This is a genomic window from Pseudozobellia thermophila, from assembly GCF_900141855.1.
In the GTDB taxonomy this organism is placed as follows: Bacteria; Bacteroidota; Bacteroidia; order Flavobacteriales; family Flavobacteriaceae; genus Pseudozobellia; species Pseudozobellia thermophila.
The window spans coordinates 772228-790274 of record NZ_FQYU01000001.1 but is presented as its reverse complement, the minus strand read 5'-3'; the positions used below and the strand labels follow the sequence as shown (position 1 = coordinate 790274).

16 protein-coding genes and 1 tRNA gene are annotated in these 18047 nt (G+C 44.7%); 7 read left to right on the top strand and 10 right to left on the bottom strand.

Annotation, left to right across the window (positions count from 1 at the left end):
• Nucleotides 1-20: 20 nt before the first annotated feature.
• On the top strand, nucleotides 21-758 hold the full coding sequence (locus BUB37_RS03415) for a beta-ketoacyl-ACP reductase (RefSeq protein ID WP_072988507.1): 738 nt from the start codon (nucleotides 21-23) through the stop codon (nucleotides 756-758).
• On the top strand, nucleotides 758-2146 hold the full coding sequence (locus BUB37_RS03410; protein WP_072988503.1) for a tetratricopeptide repeat protein: 1389 nt from the start codon (nucleotides 758-760) through the stop codon (nucleotides 2144-2146). Before BUB37_RS03415 ends, BUB37_RS03410 begins: the two co-directional genes overlap by 1 nt.
• Nucleotides 2147-2383: 237 nt before the next feature.
• On the opposite strand, the gene BUB37_RS03405 is transcribed toward BUB37_RS03410, so the two are convergent.
• From BUB37_RS03405 to rseP, 5 genes are all read right to left on the bottom strand, one after another.
• Nucleotides 2384-2767, bottom strand: a complete 384-nt coding sequence (locus BUB37_RS03405) for a hypothetical protein (protein ID WP_139278061.1) — start codon at nucleotides 2765-2767, stop codon at nucleotides 2384-2386.
• A gap of 471 nt (nucleotides 2768-3238) precedes the next feature.
• Nucleotides 3239-3517, bottom strand: a complete 279-nt coding sequence (locus BUB37_RS03400; protein ID WP_072988497.1) for an STAS-like domain-containing protein — start codon at nucleotides 3515-3517, stop codon at nucleotides 3239-3241.
• A gap of 65 nt (nucleotides 3518-3582) precedes the next feature.
• Nucleotides 3583-4479, bottom strand: a complete 897-nt coding sequence (locus BUB37_RS03395; protein WP_072988493.1) for an ATP-binding protein — start codon at nucleotides 4477-4479, stop codon at nucleotides 3583-3585.
• Between the two features lie 234 nt (nucleotides 4480-4713).
• Nucleotides 4714-4787: transfer RNA gene (locus BUB37_RS03390), tRNA-Asn, on the bottom strand.
• A 78-nt stretch (nucleotides 4788-4865) separates the two neighbouring features.
• The gene (gene rseP / locus BUB37_RS03385; protein ID WP_072988490.1) at nucleotides 4866-6221 is read right to left on the bottom strand and encodes an RIP metalloprotease RseP; all 1356 of its coding nucleotides are present in this window, start codon (nucleotides 6219-6221) and stop codon (nucleotides 4866-4868) included.
• A gap of 159 nt (nucleotides 6222-6380) precedes the next feature.
• On the opposite strand from rseP, the gene BUB37_RS03380 reads away from it, so the two are divergent.
• The 4 genes from BUB37_RS03380 to BUB37_RS03365 all read left to right on the top strand — a co-directional run bounded on the left by BUB37_RS03380 (nucleotide 6381) and on the right by BUB37_RS03365 (nucleotide 11567).
• Entirely contained in the window at nucleotides 6381-7055 is a 675-nt protein-coding gene (locus tag BUB37_RS03380; protein ID WP_072988487.1) for an SCO family protein, read from the top strand.
• 147 nt (nucleotides 7056-7202) lie between these two features.
• Nucleotides 7203-7448, top strand: coding sequence for a FeoA family protein (locus BUB37_RS03375; RefSeq protein ID WP_072988484.1), 246 nt, complete (start codon nucleotides 7203-7205; stop codon nucleotides 7446-7448).
• Nucleotides 7445-9682 (top strand): ferrous iron transport protein B, encoded by a 2238-nt coding sequence (feoB, locus tag BUB37_RS03370; protein WP_072988481.1) that lies wholly within the window; start codon nucleotides 7445-7447, stop codon nucleotides 9680-9682. Before BUB37_RS03375 ends, feoB begins: the two co-directional genes overlap by 4 nt.
• 331 nt (nucleotides 9683-10013) lie before the next feature.
• Complete coding sequence (locus BUB37_RS03365; protein WP_244526712.1) at nucleotides 10014-11567, top strand: carboxypeptidase-like regulatory domain-containing protein; 1554 nt, start codon at nucleotides 10014-10016, stop codon at nucleotides 11565-11567.
• Here the strand turns inward: BUB37_RS03365 and BUB37_RS03360 are convergent.
• From BUB37_RS03360 to BUB37_RS03350, 3 genes are all read right to left on the bottom strand, one after another.
• A complete protein-coding gene (locus BUB37_RS03360) occupies nucleotides 11564-11950 on the bottom strand; it encodes a DUF423 domain-containing protein (protein ID WP_072988478.1) in 387 nt (128 codons plus the stop codon). The two genes, BUB37_RS03365 and BUB37_RS03360, sit on opposite strands and share 4 nt — an antisense overlap.
• 91 nt (nucleotides 11951-12041) lie before the next feature.
• Nucleotides 12042-12404, bottom strand: a complete 363-nt coding sequence (locus tag BUB37_RS03355; protein ID WP_072988474.1) for a nuclear transport factor 2 family protein — start codon at nucleotides 12402-12404, stop codon at nucleotides 12042-12044.
• 115 nt (nucleotides 12405-12519) lie between these two features.
• Nucleotides 12520-12951: a hypothetical protein gene (locus BUB37_RS03350; RefSeq protein ID WP_072988471.1), complete on the bottom strand. Its 432-nt coding sequence runs from the start codon at nucleotides 12949-12951 to the stop codon at nucleotides 12520-12522.
• A 193-nt stretch (nucleotides 12952-13144) separates the two neighbouring features.
• Here BUB37_RS03350 and BUB37_RS03345 point away from each other — a divergent pair, with 193 nt between their 5' ends.
• Nucleotides 13145-15778, top strand: a complete 2634-nt coding sequence (locus BUB37_RS03345; protein ID WP_072988468.1) for an MGH1-like glycoside hydrolase domain-containing protein — start codon at nucleotides 13145-13147, stop codon at nucleotides 15776-15778.
• Nucleotides 15779-15798: 20 nt separating this feature from the next.
• Here the strand turns inward: BUB37_RS03345 and BUB37_RS03340 are convergent, their stop codons facing one another.
• Together BUB37_RS03340 and BUB37_RS03335 are read right to left on the bottom strand one after the other, a co-directional pair.
• Entirely contained in the window at nucleotides 15799-17028 is a 1230-nt protein-coding gene (locus tag BUB37_RS03340) for a sensor histidine kinase (RefSeq protein WP_072988465.1), read from the bottom strand.
• Between the two features lie 197 nt (nucleotides 17029-17225).
• Nucleotides 17226-18047, bottom strand: coding sequence for a ZIP family metal transporter (locus BUB37_RS03335; protein ID WP_072988461.1), 822 nt, complete (start codon nucleotides 18045-18047; stop codon nucleotides 17226-17228).

The following is an 18047-nucleotide window of genomic DNA, read 5'->3' as shown; positions in this document are numbered from 1 at the left end:
TTGGCCATAAAACTTACAATATGAACAGATTAAAGGACAAAGTTGCCGTAGTTACCGGAGGGGCCAACGGCATAGGAAAGATAACCGTTGAAAAATTCCTGCAAGAAGGAGCCAAGGTCATCTGTTGGGACATCAACAAGGAAGCCGGTGAGAAATTGATGGAGCAGAACAAGGGAAAAAGCCTAGAGTTTCAACAGGTAAATACCGTAAACAGAAGCGAAGTAGACCAAGCCGTGGCCTACATTATCAAAACATATGGCTGTATTGACATTTTGATCAACAATGCAGGCATAACCAGGGACGCCACCCTGAGAAAAATGACCCAAGAACAATGGCAATCGGTTTTGGACGTCAACCTAACAGGGGTCTTTAATTGTACGCAGGCCATATCGGAACACATGGTGGAGAAAGGCAGTGGGAAAATCGTCAGTGCCTCGTCGGTAGTTGGGTTGTACGGTAATTTTGGCCAAAGCAACTATGTAGCCACAAAGTCGGGGGTAATTGGCCTTACCAAGGTATGGGCCAGGGAACTGGGCCGCAAGGGCATCAATGTAAATGCGGTGGCGCCCGGGTTTATCGCTACCGAAATGGTAGAGACCATTCCAGAAAAAGTAATCAAAGATCTAGAAACAAAAACGCCCTTAGGCCGTTTGGGAAAACCTGAAGATATTGCCAATGCCTATGTCTTTCTATCGTCGGAAGAGGCCAGCTTTATCAATGGGACCACCCTGAGCGTTGACGGGGGACTCGTAATGTGATGAAACTAAAAAAATTTTCGAGGTTTGTCGACTCGCTTCTACCCCACGAGGTACTGTTGTTGGAGCGTTGTGCCCAATTTCAGGATGTTGACCGCATCGAAATTTTTGAAACCATCAAACACAACATCCTTTCCAAGGGTAAAAAGAAAGCGTTTTCGCTGACTTGCGACAAGCGAAAATATTCGCATATGATGAATTGGATGCAGGCCCGCCTCGACGAGCATTGTACCGATAACTACTACGAACGCCTCAACTATTTCGACAACAAGATAAAGACCGATACCCTCTCATCGGAAGAGGAGCGCATCTTGCTGAAGCTCATTAAGAACTACAGCCCCCACCATTTTCATTTTATCCGGTTTTACGAGGTGGTCAAAAACTACCTGAACTTTCTGTTGGTACGGGTACGGTTAAACGATTACGAGTTGATCAATAGGTTTGTACACAATTATCACGACGACTATATCCGAAGCAAGAACATTGGTGACAGAATGACCCAGGCGACTTCGGACATCGTTACCGATTATCATAGCGGTCGCCTTACCGAAAATTCGCTTAAATGGTCTCCTTGGCTGGAGCGGCTTTTTCAGGATGAGTCCATAGACGGATTCAACCGCTACCAAACCTTGATTCTTTTATCGTACCTGGCCCTCTTAAAGAGCGATTTATTGGAACCCGCCATTGGGTATTACGATCAGCTCGAAGCACGGTTAAAGGACGGGTCGTACTACTCCAAAAAGCTCTTGCTCAATTTTTACGGCAACCGGCAGTTGATACTAATGAAACTGCACAAATACGACCAGGCCCTCTATTATGGGCGTTTGTCCATTAGCGAGCAAGGGCACGATTACATCATGTACCTCAATAATTACTGCTTTAACCTATTAAAGTTGGGGCGGGCAAAGGAGGCCTTGCAATTGCTGAAGGATGCCCTGCCCTTTGCCCGGCAAATGTCGAACAAATACAACAAATCGCTCTTTATCTCTTCATTAGTGAAGTGCTATAACGACAACGGGCAGTTTAAAAATGCCCGTCAGTACGCCGAAAACCAACTGGTCCAGTACGAAAAGGATATTTTGGAGCACAATTGGAACAAATTTTTTAGAACCTATTTGGAAACCCTCTTGCATTTGGGCGATTACAAGCACGCCAAAAAGACCATAAAACGCTACGGACTTTTAGACCGGGAGAGCGCCCAACTAAAGACCTACATAGGCTTTCCCTATTTCAAATGGTTTATGGCCTTGATCGATTTTAAGCAAGGAAACATCAGTAACCTACGGTTTAGAAAACTAATTCTTCGAGAAAGGGAACATTTGGTGCAGTCACACAACATAAAGCCCTCTGAAAGCGTAATGGTATTACTGGAAGATGCGCTGAAGGAGTGACTTGCACCTGCCTGCACTGACAATGCAACCCCCTTTTTTTTTTACCACCAAAAAGTCCCTACATTTCTGTAGAGCCTTTCATTTTGCCCCCTCTTGGTGTAATTTTAACCTCATAAAATCAAACCTCCTTAAATACAATCAAAAACGTTCTATTTTAAGCCACTAAGTAACCACCAGTATAACCAAATCTAATAGAAAAAATGATACCATAAATCCCATTGAGAAAGATGGTCTAAACTAATTGCAATCACACTTATAAGGCGAAATATACTTTTTGAACATTTTCCCAGGGCTTTCTCCGGTTTCTATCATTACTTCAAACAAAACAATATCATTATTAGATATACCACAAAAGACATATGTTTCTTTAGAATTCTTAAATTGCACTAAAGCAAAATTGTAATAAAGCCGCGTACTATAGAACTTCACTCTTTTAAGCGCATGTGAATTTAATTCGTAATCATCCCAACCTTTTACAAGTTTCGCTTTACTAACAATCGCTTCTTCTAGTTTATCACATGCCAAATAACCCACACCACCCAATGGTATTGAATAATTTTGAGCAAAAGAAAATCGCAGGAAAGAATAAAAGAAAATCAATAACAGAAATTTAGTTTTCATTTTAAAGAATATTGTAAAGAGAACCAAGTTTAAACTATTTAGTATTAAACCACCAACACCTAAAAAGCAAACATATACACCTTACTAACAGGGATTTACCACTATAACACCCTTTCCCCAAGTTGACATTACAATTGGCTATTTAACCTCTCTCAAACAGAATCACTCAGAAAAACATTTGAGCTATAGATTTAGTACATGATTAAATCATATAAGCCCCCTTGAAACGCATTTTTTATGTTTAGCGAAAGGATAACTGGTTGGATTTTAAGGCGAAACATTCACTTGTTTTAAATTGTGGATTAGAAATCAGCACTAAATTTAAACTTAGTTTCAACCTTTTGACAATCTTAATCACTGCTTCCTAATGAGGTGCACTTATGAAGGACTCCATTTAACACTCTAAATACAAAAGATAAGTAAAAAAAAACGCCTTTCATTAAGGCGTTTAATTGTTTCGTTAATTTAATATCAAAATGAAGATATTAAAACTCTTTGTATAAAATCATTAACGTTGGTAAATGCAAATTTTTCTTTGAACTTTTCTACCGTAACAATTTCAATTAACTTCCCAAAATATTCATTTGCAAACGAATTAGTAACTACTTCTACTCCAGAAAAATCAAAAAAGATTTTATCTCTTGTTTCCAAATCTAAAAGAACATCTTCCCTTAATTTGGATGCAAGATTTCTAGTTCCTAGACTTGAAGCAATGTCTCCAAACTTAATTACTTTGATGTTTTCAGTCATTATTTCCACAATGCAATGATACAAATGTTTGTAAAAAATACAATTATTTTTAATAAATACAATACTTAAGTGAACATTTTACCGAATAAATGCTCTTTATAGTCGTAATACTTTCCGGTAAATTTTTTATAATCTACCTTGATATTCGTATTTATCCTCATGTAAACACAAGTTCCTTGCCAATTCGAGCATGGAGTGACAATGATTCTATTCTCGTTATAGTCCAGTTTGTATTCTCCACTTATTATACTCAACCATCCTTTATTCATTTTTATAAATTCCGACGTAGCAAAAAGTCCATGACCTTGCCCCTTTCCATTTGTAACTCCTTCTTCTATACAACTCAATAACGCCTTTTCTCCACTAAAATTATACTTTTCCTTTAGAGCCTCTCTTATTCCTATACCATAATCACAAACCATTAATCTAATAGAGTTAAGATTTGGAAAATATTGACCAACTACCCACCCCTTATCTTTTGTCGAGTGATTTAATACATTATCTAAAACTTCATTAAAACAATAATCCAAGGATGCATATACATCATCTTCCATGTCACTGTTTGCCCTCAATATTCTCAATATTGATTCAAGTACCTCAACTTGATTACCTTCGTTATATTCTTGAATATGTACAAAACTATCTGGGTATTCTCTTTTTAATGATTGAGGGATTTTTACTGACAAACTAGAAAAGAATCGCATTCTTGACAGGTAACCCACTGCTTCATTATCAGAATATCTTATTGTCCCCGAAACCTTGATACCTAAGTCTTCCAAATGTTTAATAGAACATAAAATCATTAGGGCGTAATCAGGATATATGAATTTTAAACCACTGAAATCCATTAGAATTGTGGAATCAGGTTTCTCTATAAAATATGTAACCATTTCATGAGTTCGTTTTAAGACTTCTTCATGACTGGAAACAGAATCACCCATTTTGAAAACAAACTGCCCCATAATTATTTCGGTAAAGCAACAAAAGAATACTTTACTAATTGAAATTTTTGATAAAGTGTTAGATAATCCAATAAACAAAAATAGGAAAACCCAGTAAAATCAGTGTCTTGCTCGACTTACTTACCCCCCCTCTTGGGCTTCCCGCCGCAGCGGGATGGACTTCTCGCCCAAGGCCCGTTGCCCTGAACAAACAAAAAATCCAACCTAAACTAATAGATTGGATTTGTGCTTTTGCTCCTCCTCTTGGGCTCGAACCAAGGACCCTCTGATTAACAGTCAGATGCTCTAACCAACTGAGCTAAGGAGGAAGGTATCTTGCGCTTTAATTACTCAAAGCGGGTGCAAATATAAATGTTTTTTTATTTGCACCCAACAAATTTTTTATACTATTTATCGGTCAACCACCTGTACAGGTCATTACCATTGGCAAAGAGTATAAGGGCCAATAACAAAAAGAAGCCGACCATTTGCGCATACTCCAAAAACTTGTCGCTTGGCTTTCTTCCGGTCACGATCTCATACAGTAAGAACATGACGTGCCCGCCATCCAAGGCAGGTATGGGCAACAGGTTCAACACGGCCAACATAATGGAAAGGAAGGCCGTAGTACTCCAAAAGACTTCCCAGTTCCACGCATCGGGAAAAAGCCCCCCAATGGCCGCAAAACCGCCGACACCCTTATAGGCCCCTGTATCGGGGTTAAAGATTTTCTTCAGTTGCTTCAAATAGCCCGTTAGAGTGGATACCCCTTTATTAATTCCTGCGGGAATCGACTCTAAAAAAGTATAATTTTTGGTCTCAATCCGGTAAAAGCCGAGTTTTTCATAATCTTCTATACTCGTGGCGATGGCCACCCCGATCTTGGCTTCATCGTTCACCTTTACCTTCAGGTCTTGCAAGTCGCCGTTCAATCGCTTTACGGTAATGGTCACTTCCTTACCCTTATTGGCCTCCAGAAGGGGTACGGCCTGGTCCATATAAGTAGCGGGCTTCGAATTGATGGCCATCAGCAAGTCGTACTCCCGTAAATCAACCCCCATATTGGGCGAACCCGGGGCGACTTCCTTTACGATAAACGGCCGCCTCAAACTCAAAAAGCGGGCCTTGTCCATATCGTCGATAAGGGTCGAGATAAAATCGACCGGAATCTCTTGTTCGATTACCTTTCCGTCGCGCTCAATGGTAATGGTATTGCCATTGATGATCTCCATATAAACGCTTTGAAAATCCTCGATTTTGTTACCGTCTACGGCCAAGATCTTGTCACCGGTTTGGATGCCTATCTTGTCACCGATCTCCTTTTCGACCACATGTACCCCATCTTTCAAACTATCGGCGGGTATAAACTGCTCTCCATAAACAAAGGCCATTCCTATGTAAATGACCAGGGCAAGTATAAAGTTTACCGTTACACCGCCCAACATGATGATCAAACGCTGCCAGGCCGGCTTACTGCGAAACTCCCATTCCTTGGGCTCCTCTTTCATCGCCTCGGTATCCATACTCTCATCGATCATTCCCGCAATCTTCACATAGCCTCCCAACGGAAGCCATCCGATACCATATACCGTCTCACCTATCTTCTTTTTAAAAAGGGAGAATTTAACATCGAAAAACAAGTAAAACTTCTCTACCCGGGTCTTGAACAGCTTGGCTGGGATAAAATGTCCAAGCTCATGGAGTACGATGAGCAGGGAAAGGCTTAAAAAAAATTGTATCGTCTTGATCAGTAATGGACTCATCTGAGTTTTCTAAAATTAAACGCACAAAAGTACGCTTTTAACAAGTCTTAAAAAAAGGAAAGTTTAAACCGAAATGGTTTTTAAGAAACTTTTAGTACGTCGTTAAGTACCTTGACCTTGAATGCTTATGTCTACTAACGTATCTTTGTAAAAAAGATTATGCGCTCGATTTTTGGCAAGTATAAATTTTTTATTCTCACCCTGTTCGGGTTGTCGGCGGTAATCGTCTATCTCTTCTTTAACGCCCTTCAACCGAAAAAGACCCTTGCCATATACCAACCGTCAATGGTTAACCCCGAACTGGTCGACACTACCATACAGTATGTAAAAAAATACCACACCATTGCCGATTTTTCGCTGGTCAACCAAAACGGTGATACGATTACCCAAGACGACTATGACGGAAAAATTTATGTGGCCGATTTTTTCTTTACCACCTGCCCTACCATTTGCCCGATAATGACAAAGAACATGGCCGATATACAGGAGCAGATCAAAGACGACCCCGAGGTATTGCTCTTATCGCATTCGGTCACCCCGCAAATCGATTCGGTAGCGCAACTAAAAAAGTACGCGATTGAAAAAGGGGTCGACGACAGCAAATGGAACTTGGTCACCGGAGACAAAAAACAGATTTACGAATTGGCCCGAAAATCGTATTTGGCCGTGAAGGACGATGGCGACGGCGGCCCCTACGACATGATCCATACGGAGAACTTCATCTTGGTGGACAAGGAACGCCGCATACGCGGATTCTATGATGGAACAAAGAAAGAGGAAGTCGACCAATTGCTTGAAGACCTGGCCCTATTAAAGAATTCGTATAAAGACTAAGGCCTATGCCAAGTTTACATGCCATACCGACCACAAAAATCAACGTGGTTCCCTCCCTTGGTAAAGGCTTCTTTTTTAACCAAAGCCCTGCTTTTTCGGTAATTTTACTTTAAATTTGTCCTTACTTATATTGAATCTAAATAAATATTGGAAGCAACAGTCGCACAGTTACGGAGAGGACAAAAAGGAATTATAAAGGAATTTGCCGACGAAACCTTGCCCATTAAGCTATTGGAGTTAGGCTGTTTGCCCGGCAACGAGGTTGAAATGGTGCAGATCGCACCGCTCAACGACCCCATATACATCAATGTTAACGGCTCGCATATTGCTATTCGGCGCGAAACCGCCAACCTAATAGAATTGGAGCTTATCGATGACACCCCTGCCCTATGAGCAAACAGATCAACGTTGCCCTCATAGGAAACCCGAATACGGGAAAAACCTCGGTCTTTAACCAACTTACGGGCCTCAAACAGAAGGTAGGGAACTACCCTGGCATAACCGTTGAAAAAAAGGAAGGCGTCTGTAAATTGGCACGGGGCGTCAAGGCCCACATCATAGACCTTCCGGGTACCTATAGCCTCAACACCACTTCGTTGGACGAAAGTGTCGCCGTTGAACTGTTGCTGAACAAAAACGACAAGGACCACCCCGATGTGGCCGTGGTCATTTCGGACGTAGAGAACCTAAAGCGCAACCTGCTTCTCTTTACACAGATAAAGGACCTGAACATTCCGGCCATTCTTGTCATCAATATGGCGGACCGTATGTCACGCAAGGGCATCACTCTTGACATTCCACTGCTCGAAGAAAAACTCGACACCAAAATCGCCTTGATAAGCACGCGAAAAGGTACCGGAATCGAAAGGTTAAAGGAACTGATTGCCGATTACAGGAACATATCCACAGCCAAAAACGTCGACATTACGGTCATAGCTCCCGAGTATTTCAAAAGGCTCAAAGAGACCTTTCCGAAACAAGACCTTTACAAATTGTGGCTGGTCATTACCCAAGACGTTAATTTTATGCCGATAGAAAAGAAGCTGATTGCCGACGACGCTTCCTTTTCGACCAAATCAAAATCCGAACTAAAGAGGCTACAACAAAAAGAGACCATTCTTAGATACCAGTTTATCAACGGCATCCTCAAGGAAACCTATAAAGTAGACCTTGCAGCCGCCAAGGGGCTCAGGGCTACCTTCGACAAGGTGTTGACCCATCGTGTCTTTGGCTACTTGATTTTCTTTTTGATCCTTCTCCTGATTTTCCAGGCCATCTATTCATGGAGCGAATATCCGATGGATCTCATAGACGAACTTTTTGCCTCGGCCAGCGAATGGGTAAAGGATACCTTGCCCAGCGGGGTATTTACCAATCTACTTGCAGAGGGCATTCTTGCGGGCATCGGTGGAATCGTAATTTTCATTCCTCAGATCGCCTTCCTGTTTTTCTTTATCTCGCTCTTGGAAGAATCGGGATATATGAGCCGGGTCGTCTTTTTAATGGATCGGGTCATGCGACCGTTCGGACTTAGCGGCAAGAGCGTTGTTCCCTTGATTTCGGGAACGGCCTGTGCCATTCCGGCCATAATGGCGACACGTACCATTGAAAGTTGGAAGGAAAGGCTGATCACCATTCTGGTCACCCCCTTTACCACCTGTTCGGCCCGCTTGCCCATCTACCTGATTATTATAGCACTTATCATCCCCGAAGGAAGTTTTTTGGGTCTGGGCTACAAACCCCTTACCTTGATGCTGTTGTACCTTATAGGCTTCGGGGCGGCCATTATTTCGGCCATGGTATTGAACAAGATACTTCAGTTCAAGAGCCGTACCTTCTTTGTGGTTGAAATGCCCAACTACAAGTTGCCCTTGCTTAAAAACGTAGGGTATACCGTCTGGGAAAAGACCAAAAGTTTTGTCCTTGGCGCCGGTAAGATCATCCTGGCCATTTCGGTGGTCCTCTGGTTTTTGGGTTCGAACGGCCATTCCGAAGAATTTAAAAATGCGGAGCAAATCGTGGCCCAACGCATCGAAAGCGAAGGCTTTTCGCCATTCAACCAAGCCAGTATAAGCGAGAACCTTACGAGTTACGAAAATGCCTTACGGGACAGCATCGCCCAAAACACCTATGCCTTGAACGAATCGTCCATTGCCGATTCGCTGCAACTTCGAAAAACATTGCTTTTTGAAAGGGCCCTACACCAAGAGATCTCGAGCCATAAACTTGAGAATTCGTACATTGGGAACATGGGCAAGGCCATCGAGCCGGTGGTAAGACCGCTGGGCTACGACTGGAAAATCGGCATTGCCGTACTCACCTCCTTCGCCGCCAGGGAAGTGTTCGTGGGTACCTTGGCCACGATATATAGCGTAGGCAGCGATGAGGAAGATACCATAAAAAACCGGATGGCCGCCGAGGTAAATCCCTATACCAATCAACCCTTGTTCAATTTGGCTTCGGGAATTTCACTACTTTTGTTCTACGCCTTTGCCATGCAGTGCATGAGTACCCTGGCCATAGTAAAAAGGGAAACCAACTCGTGGAAATGGCCTACCGTACAATTGGTGTTTATGAGCTCTTTTGCCTACATTGTAGCCCTAATCGCCTATCAAGTACTGAAATAAATAGACACATCTAAAAACCAGGACACATGTTTCAAACCGTATTGGTCTATATCGTACTTATCGTATCCGTCGCATATCTGGTCAAGAAATTTCTTCTGCCAAAGCACTTGTTCGCGTCCAAGAAAAACAACACAAAGACTTGTGGGCAAGACGGTTGCGGATGCAGTTAATCTCCCTAGACCCCAGTCAGGCTCTTTTTCCTTTGAAAAAGTCCACTCCCGGACATCGATAAGTTCGGTTTCCTGCCTTTTGAGTTAAAAAAAGGATAAATCGGTACTAACAAAATCTAAAATTAAGACGTAAGTTCGATTGCTATTCCTTTTTTTGAAATGTGGAACCCATCAAGCCGACCCAAGTGCCGAAACCCGTTTTCTTACTCTTTTTTCTATTGACCACCTTGGGCAAGGCACAATCGCTTTCTTCGGTGGTTGTCGATTCGGCCACCCAACGACCTGTTCCATACGCAAGCGTTCAACTGAAAGACCGCGGCATGATTACCAACGAAGAGGGTCGCTTCACATTTTCATTGAACGAAACCATTCGGCCGACCGACTCCCTTTTTATATCGTGTATCGGGTACAAAAGCATCGGCAGACCCATCGAACAATTTACCGACACCTTGATCTACCTGAGCCCCCGGGCCATCGAACTCAGGGAAGTTATTGTATCCAATAAGGAGTACACCCCAAAGGAACTGTTGCAACTGGTCGAGGAGAACATCGAAAAAAACTATTTGACCTCTTTCACCCAAAAAAGGCTTTTTCTAAGGGAGACCTATCAAAACGAGATTTTGCGAACGGACTACCAAATCAAAAAAAGTACGATCGATGCCTTTAATAAAAACTTTTTGGACAGTGTGGTGCAGACCATACCCAAATCCAACACCTATTACACCGAAATGTTGGGCGACCTATACGGTTCGGGCGATGCCGACCGCCAGAAACTGAATTTGATAAAAGCTTCGGAACTCTACGACAAAAGCAAGGACCTCGACCTGGAGCTACTAGAGAAAAAGTTTAATCAAATCGTCAAGGAGAACATAAAAACGGATTCTTATTTTAAGGTGAAGTCGGGGCTATTCGGCACCAAGATCGATGCAGACGACATGGGTAGCCTTTTTGAAGATGAAATTGACTCTACGGATGCGGCCGCCCTCGACAAAAAATTAAGGGAAGAACAAAAAAGGAAGGAAGAACGCCGAAAGTTCTTCTCAAAATACAAAAGGGAAACCTTGGGCAACCTGTTCGAAAACCTACCCATTTTTAAAGGCACCGACTACGACGTAATCTTTAGGCCAAGACGATATAACCTAAGCTTGGAGTCTTTTACCTACCTCGGCGACCAGGCCGTATATGTTATCGGTTTCGAACCCGACGGATCTCCTGAATTCAAGGGAAAGCTCTTTATCAATTCCGATGACTTCGCCCTTATCCGAATGGATTTTGAAAACACGGAACCCTTGAAAAACCTTAGGCTATTGGGCGTATCGTTCTCCGAGTATTTGGCCAAGGGCAGCATTATCTTTTCCAAGGGCTCCGACCAAAAATACCACCTTCGGTATTACGACATAGTGAAAGGGGTCAGGGTCGGGTTCAAAAGACCCTTGGCCATCATAGAAAAGAACAAGAATGTTAGGGGGAGACGAAAGCAGAACGAGCTCCGGCTAAAGGTAGACGCCTCTTTCGGCAATGTCAACCGTTACGAACTGGTCGTTTTTGACGAAGTGCCGATAAGCGAGGACCAATTCGAATCTTATAAGGAGAGCAACAAGGTACTGCCTACATACATGCCCGATTACGACCCTGATTTCTGGAAAGGACACAACATTATAGAACCGAACAAGGCCATCAAGGCATTTCGTTCGGACGTAGAATTTTCGAATTAGACCCAATTACGCAAAAATGTGTAAAGCAACAGCCCCCAGCCGATAACGAGCAAGCTTCCGCCAAGCGGGGTCACGGGTCCCAAAAACCGCAATTTCCTGCCCTTTGCCGAACTATAGGTAAGTGCGTAAATACTAAAGGAGAACAGAAAGGTTCCTAAAACAAGACTGAAGACCATAAGCTTCTCGTGGCCTGTTTCGAGGTTCAGGTTAAAGCCGATGACCAAGAGCAAAACGGCGTGGTACATCTGGTATTTTACCCCTGTCTCAAAACTCTTAAGCTGGTCCGGCGAATATAACTTCTTAAGGGCATGGGCCCCAAAAGCGCCAAAAACCACCGCCAACAGGCCGAAAAGGGCACCAAAAATTTGGGAAAGGACTACCATAAATCGATTTTAGGGCAAAAGTAAGCCACATCCCTAGCAAAAACAAAAGGCCGATCGGTATCCGGTCGGCCTCGCTAGGTATCTTTCAAATTTACTCGTCGTAAAAGAATTGCTCCTTTACAATTTTTCCGTCCTTAACCTCATAAACCGCAATCTCCGACATTGTCGAACGCTGCCCCGAGGGTTTATGGGTGGTATCCATCGTAAACCGTACCGAAAACCAATTGTCGGCGACCAAGGGTTCCGAGGCCTGGCTACTGTGCACCTCAAAGTTCTCCTGCCACCATTCGCCTTTCTTCTTTATTCCCTCAAAACCTTCGACATGGGCACCTTCGGCACTACCGTCGTTCTCGATACTGACAATATTTTCGCTGTACAGTTCCTGATAGGGCTTCTCAAAATCGCCCGCGTTGCACCAGGCCACCAATTTAGTGGCAATCTCACTTGTTTTCATGTTCGTTTTTTAATTGATTACACGAACAATTTACAATTTATCGATTTGAACCACAATAGATTGGACAACAATTTAAAGATATGTTAATCTAGTCAAAAGCTAGGGTCGAACACTGTTAGTCAGGTGGGGTTTCCAGTTTGCCGGAAAGGGTTTGGTACAATTGCTCGGTATCGAGCGAATCTTTCAGGTTCACGTAAAGTTTTAGCGAATCGTGATGAACCAGTTTGATTTTCGAGTGATCGAGATTATCTACAAATACATAGACCTTCTTGTCGGTCAGCGAATCCTTGAATTCCCTGAAAATCCCTTTTTCCTTCTCAAAGGCCGAAAATCCGTTAAGGCGTTCCATAGGCGGAATCCTTTCCAACAGTTCCACGCTGTCGAGTTCGGAAAAATCAATGTTTTGGTAGTAGAAACCGGAGATAATCTTCAGGCCTTGGTCGTCAACCTTCGTCCAGTTTTTAGAGTGTAGCACAAAGGCCAAAAGGCACACAATGACCGTCAATACGACCAAAAAGTTCCACAATCCATGTCCGTTTTTATTCATATTCTTCTCGCTCCCTTTAAAAGTACCTCACTATGCAAACGTACAAAAGCGCAGAAAATTTCCAGGCCGTCACAAAAATTTCTTTTCGTTTGGGCGAATGTCCCATATGGGCAATGGCCTTAATTAAAACCCAAAAACACATCGCCCCCGAACAAGTTTTTATATCTTCAAGCTAAAATTTGCGACTCGGCATATGAGAGACAAAACGGAAGAGGACAAAAGGCTGACGGCCCATTATTCCAAAGAAAGGGACTGGCTTAAATGGGGCCCCTACCTGAGCGAACGCCAATGGGGTACCGTACGCGAGGACTACAGTGCCAACGGCGATGCCTGGAACTACCTTCCCCACGACCACGCCCGAAGCAGAACCTACCGTTGGGGCGAAGACGGGATCGCCGGTATATCCGACCGTTACTGCAACATTTGTTTTGCGCTTACCCTCTGGAACGGCAAAGACCCTATTTTAAAGGAGCGCTTGTTCGGTCTTTCGGGTCCCGAGGGCAACCACGGGGAAGACGTCAAGGAACTGTACTACTATTTGGAGAACACCCCTTCCCATTCGTACATGAAACACTTGTACAAGTATCCCCAAAACGAATATCCGTACCGCCAACTGGTCTCCGAGAATCAAAAAAGGGGAAAGCACGAAACCGAATACGAACTGTTGGATACGGGTATTTTCGACAACGACGAATACTTTGATGTATACACCGAATACGCCAAGGGAGCCGAAGAGGACGTGCTGATAAAAATTACCATTGCCAACCGCGGCCCCATAAAGGCCGAATTAAGCGTTCTTCCCACCCTATGGATACGCAATTACTGGAGCTTTTTGGGCATGAACGAAAAACCTGTCATAAAAAAAGCAGGCGATACCGGGGTGGCGAACGTTACCATAGACCACGAATACGTGGGCCGGTACCGGATGTATTTCGACCAACCTTTAAAATATTTATTTACCGAGAACGAGACCAACGTAGAAAGGATATTCAATGGTACCAACGACCACCCCTATAAAAAAGACCTCTTTCACCGGGCCGTAATAAACAACGATTTTGAGCTGGCCGAAAAAAAGAACGAAGGCACCAAGTTTTCGCCTTTGTACCAACTGGAAATCGAACCCGGCGAAACCCATACCATTAAACTTCGGCTGACCGATACCGAACACGCCTCTCCCCTTGACCAAGGTTTTGAGTCCATTTTTTCGAAACGGGAAAAAGAATCACAGGAATTTCTCGAATCGGTCACCGCAAAATCGAGTCCAGAACAACGCGAAATACAAAAACAGGCCTTTGCAGGTTTGTTATGGACCAAGCAATACTACAATTATGAAATAGAGCAATGGTTGAAGGGCGACCCCGGCACATCGCCCCCGAAGGAACGCCTCTACGGCCGTAACAGCAGCTGGACCACCTTTCGCAACCACGACATACTATCGATGCCCGATGCCTGGGAATACCCTTGGTTCGCAGCATGGGACTCGGCATTTCACTGCGTTACCTTTTCAATGATAGACCACGAATTCGCCAAAAGGCAACTCCTTTTGTTCACCAAGGAGTGGTATATGGCCGCCAACGGACAGATACCTGCCTATGAATGGAACTTTAGCGATGTAAATCCGCCGGTACAGGCATGGGCCGCCATTCAAATATATCAGATGGAGCAGCGGAAGACCGGTAAGGGCGACCTCTCTTTTTTAAAGCGGATGTTCAACAAGCTGGCCCTGAACTTTACATGGTGGGTAAACCAGGAAGACAGCCTGAACAACAATGTCTTTGAAGGCGGTTTTTTGGGACTGGACAATATCGGGGTCTTCGATAGGAGCAACGGCATACCGGGCGGAGGGATACTGGAACAGGTAGACGGCACCTCTTGGATGGCCCTATATTGCCTGAACATGCTCGAAATGGCCATAGAAATAGCCATTGACGACCCCACCTTCGAAGATATGTGCATCAAATACTTTGGCCACTTTTGCTTTATCACCGAAGCCCTGAACAAAATATCGGAAGATTCGTTGGGTTCTTGGGACGGACAGGAAGGCTTTTTCTACGATACCCTAATATTGCCCAGCAAGCAAAAAATACCGATCAAGGTCCGATCCATCTCAGGCCTTTTGTCATTAACGGCGGTATTGAACATCCGAAAGGAAAGTTTGGATCAATTGCCCCGCTTTCGATCAAGTATGGAATGGTACCGGAAATACCGGTTGGAAAACAGGAAATACCAGATACTCGAAGAATACCGTACCGACGACGATGTGCTGTTGTCATTGGTTCCGCGTGAGCGCCTAAACGTGCTGATCCAATGCGTGTTGAACGAATCGGAATTTTTAGGTGATTACGGCATTCGGTCCTTATCGAAAATCCATGAAAGGCCCTACACGGTTCAAATCAACGGGGGTTCGTACAGTATCAGTTACGAAAATGCCGAATCAATGACCGATCTTTTCGGGGGCAACTCCAATTGGCGCGGTCCCATTTGGATGCCCATGAACTACCTGTTCATCAGCACTTTCAAGGAGTACCACAATTATTTTGGGGACAAGCTCAAGTACGCCTATCCTTCGGGAAGCGACAATTTTCTAAATTTAAAGGAAATAGCCTTTGAAATCAGCAAGCGCTTGATTGCCATTTTTGCCAAGGATGCGGAAGGGAATAGACCCGTAAACGCACTGCACCGGCAAAAATATGCCGATCCCCACTTTAGGGAGCTGATCCTGTTCTACGAATACTTCGACGGCAACAACGGTCGCGGGGTGGGTGCTTCGCATCAAACGGGGTGGACGGCCCTGGTGGCCAACCTCATAGAGGAAACCAATCGATAAGCGGCCACTCGCCCCCTAGGTCAGGCCATGGACGGAGATAAGGTATTGGCACCTTTAATGGTAAAGGCGAAAGTAGCCCCTTCGCCCACTTTGGAAGTTACCTTGACCTCGCCCCCGAGGCCTTCCACTACCTTCTTGACGGTAGCCAAGCCTATGCCGGTACCCCGCTCCCCATATCTATCCTCTTGCGATACGACCTCGAAAATTTTAAAGATCTTATCTTGGTCGTCTTCACTGATTCCGGGGCCGTTATCCCTAACCAAAAATTCGTAAACGCCCTCATTTTCGCGTATATTGAGGTCTACCTCGATATTGGGCTTGTCGTTGTACTTTATGGCGTTGCCCACTAAATTGATCAATATCTGTTCAACGGCCACTTTATTGGCGTAAATAGCATCTAGGTCGCTATGCATTTTGATCGTGCAGTTGTCACGCGCACCAAAAAGTTCCACGATGCTTTTATGCAAATCGGACAAAACTATGGTCGTCTTATCATCAGGGCTAAACTCTCCCGACTTACTATAGTCAAGAAGGCCACAGATCAGCTTTTTAAGTGTCTCCGAAGAACTTCTAATGTATTCGATGATCTGTTTTCCCTCATCGCCTACCAAATGCACATAATCTTCATAAAGGTAGTTCGACATGGAAATAATGTTGTTCAAAGGCGATTTAAGGTCGTGTGCGGCAATGGACGCAAAATTGTCAAGCTCACGGTTGGCTACCTCCAATCGCTCATTGGCCTTTTCCAGTTCCCTTTTCTTTTTGCGAAGGTCGAGCAGGTTCATAACCTGATCCGACAATATTCGCAATGCATCGATTTGGCTTTTCGTAAGCACTTTGGGCTTGCGGTCCAATACACATAAGGTGCCCAAGGGCAGTCCGTCGGCACCCCTAAGGGGTACCCCTGCGTAAAAAACAACCTTGGGGTCTTGTGCGACCATGGGATTGTCGTAAAAACGCTTGTCCTTACGGGCATCCTGAACCACGAAAACAGGATCGGAAAAATTTATGGCATGCCCACAAAATGAATATTCCCTGTCGGTCTCATTTACATCAATACCATGGGAAGCCTTGAACCATTGCCGATCTTCGTCCAAAAGGGTTATCACCGATATAGGTGTACCACAGATTTCAGAGGCCAACAAGACCAGGTTTTCATAGTCTTCCTCGGAAGGTGTGTCAAGAATAGCGTACGATTGAAGCAATGCGAGCCGTTCCGTCTCTCTTTTATGTTTCTCGGGAGCAATCATAAGATATAATTTTGAGCAAACCGCAGAAATGTATATCCCGTTTGATTATAGAGATAAAACGTCAACTTTACCGATATCTTGTATTGGGCCGCCAAAAGTAGCAAACGGGGGCCTTCGCCCCTTGGCCGGAAGAATCTTCCGTTTACGGCTATGGCCCTTTGGGTACCCATGTCAACTCCCAAGGCCATGGCCCTGGTTTAACCCAGACCTACATCGAGGGTCATCATGATTATAAACCCCCCGATAAACCCCATGGTGGCGATATCGGTATACTGGTCTTGTTGGGTTTCGGGAATCACCTCCTCGACCACGACAAAGATCATGGCCCCAGCGGCAAACGACAGGGCATAGGGCAAAAGGGGCTGAAAGGTAAGGACGGCCCAAGCCCCCAAAACTGCGGCAATGGGCTCGACGATGGCCGAAGCCTGCCCGTAAAGAAAACTTTTGGTTCGGCTAAGGCCGTGTCTGCGCAAGGGCATGGCCACGGCAAAGCCCTCGGGAAAATTTTGCAGGCCTATGCCCAGGGCCAAGGCCACCGCCCCGCCTATGGAAGCCCCTTCAAAACCTGCCGCCACACCTCCGAAAAGCACACCTACGGCCAAGCCTTCGGGTATATTGTGCAAGGTAATCGCCAAGGTCAACAAGGTGGTACGGCGCCAAGGGGTCTTCACCCCTTCGGCCTCACTTTCCTTAAAGTTGATGTGCAAGTGGGGCAAAATCTTGTCGAGTCCAAAGATAAAGGCCGCCCCCAAAAGAAAACCGACCGCGGCAGGAATAACCTTCACAAAGCCCTCGCCCGGACTCATTTCGATGCCCGGGGCAAGAAGGCTCCAAAAACTGGCCGCCACCATCACCCCCCCCGTAAAGCCCAACATGCCGTCGAGCACGGCACGGTTCATCGTTTTGAACAAAAAGACCAAGGCCGCCCCCAAAGCGGTAAGGCCCCAGGTAAAGACCGTGGCATAGAAGGCCGCAAGGACAGGGTCTATAGACTCAAAATAATCGATTATCTGCTGCAT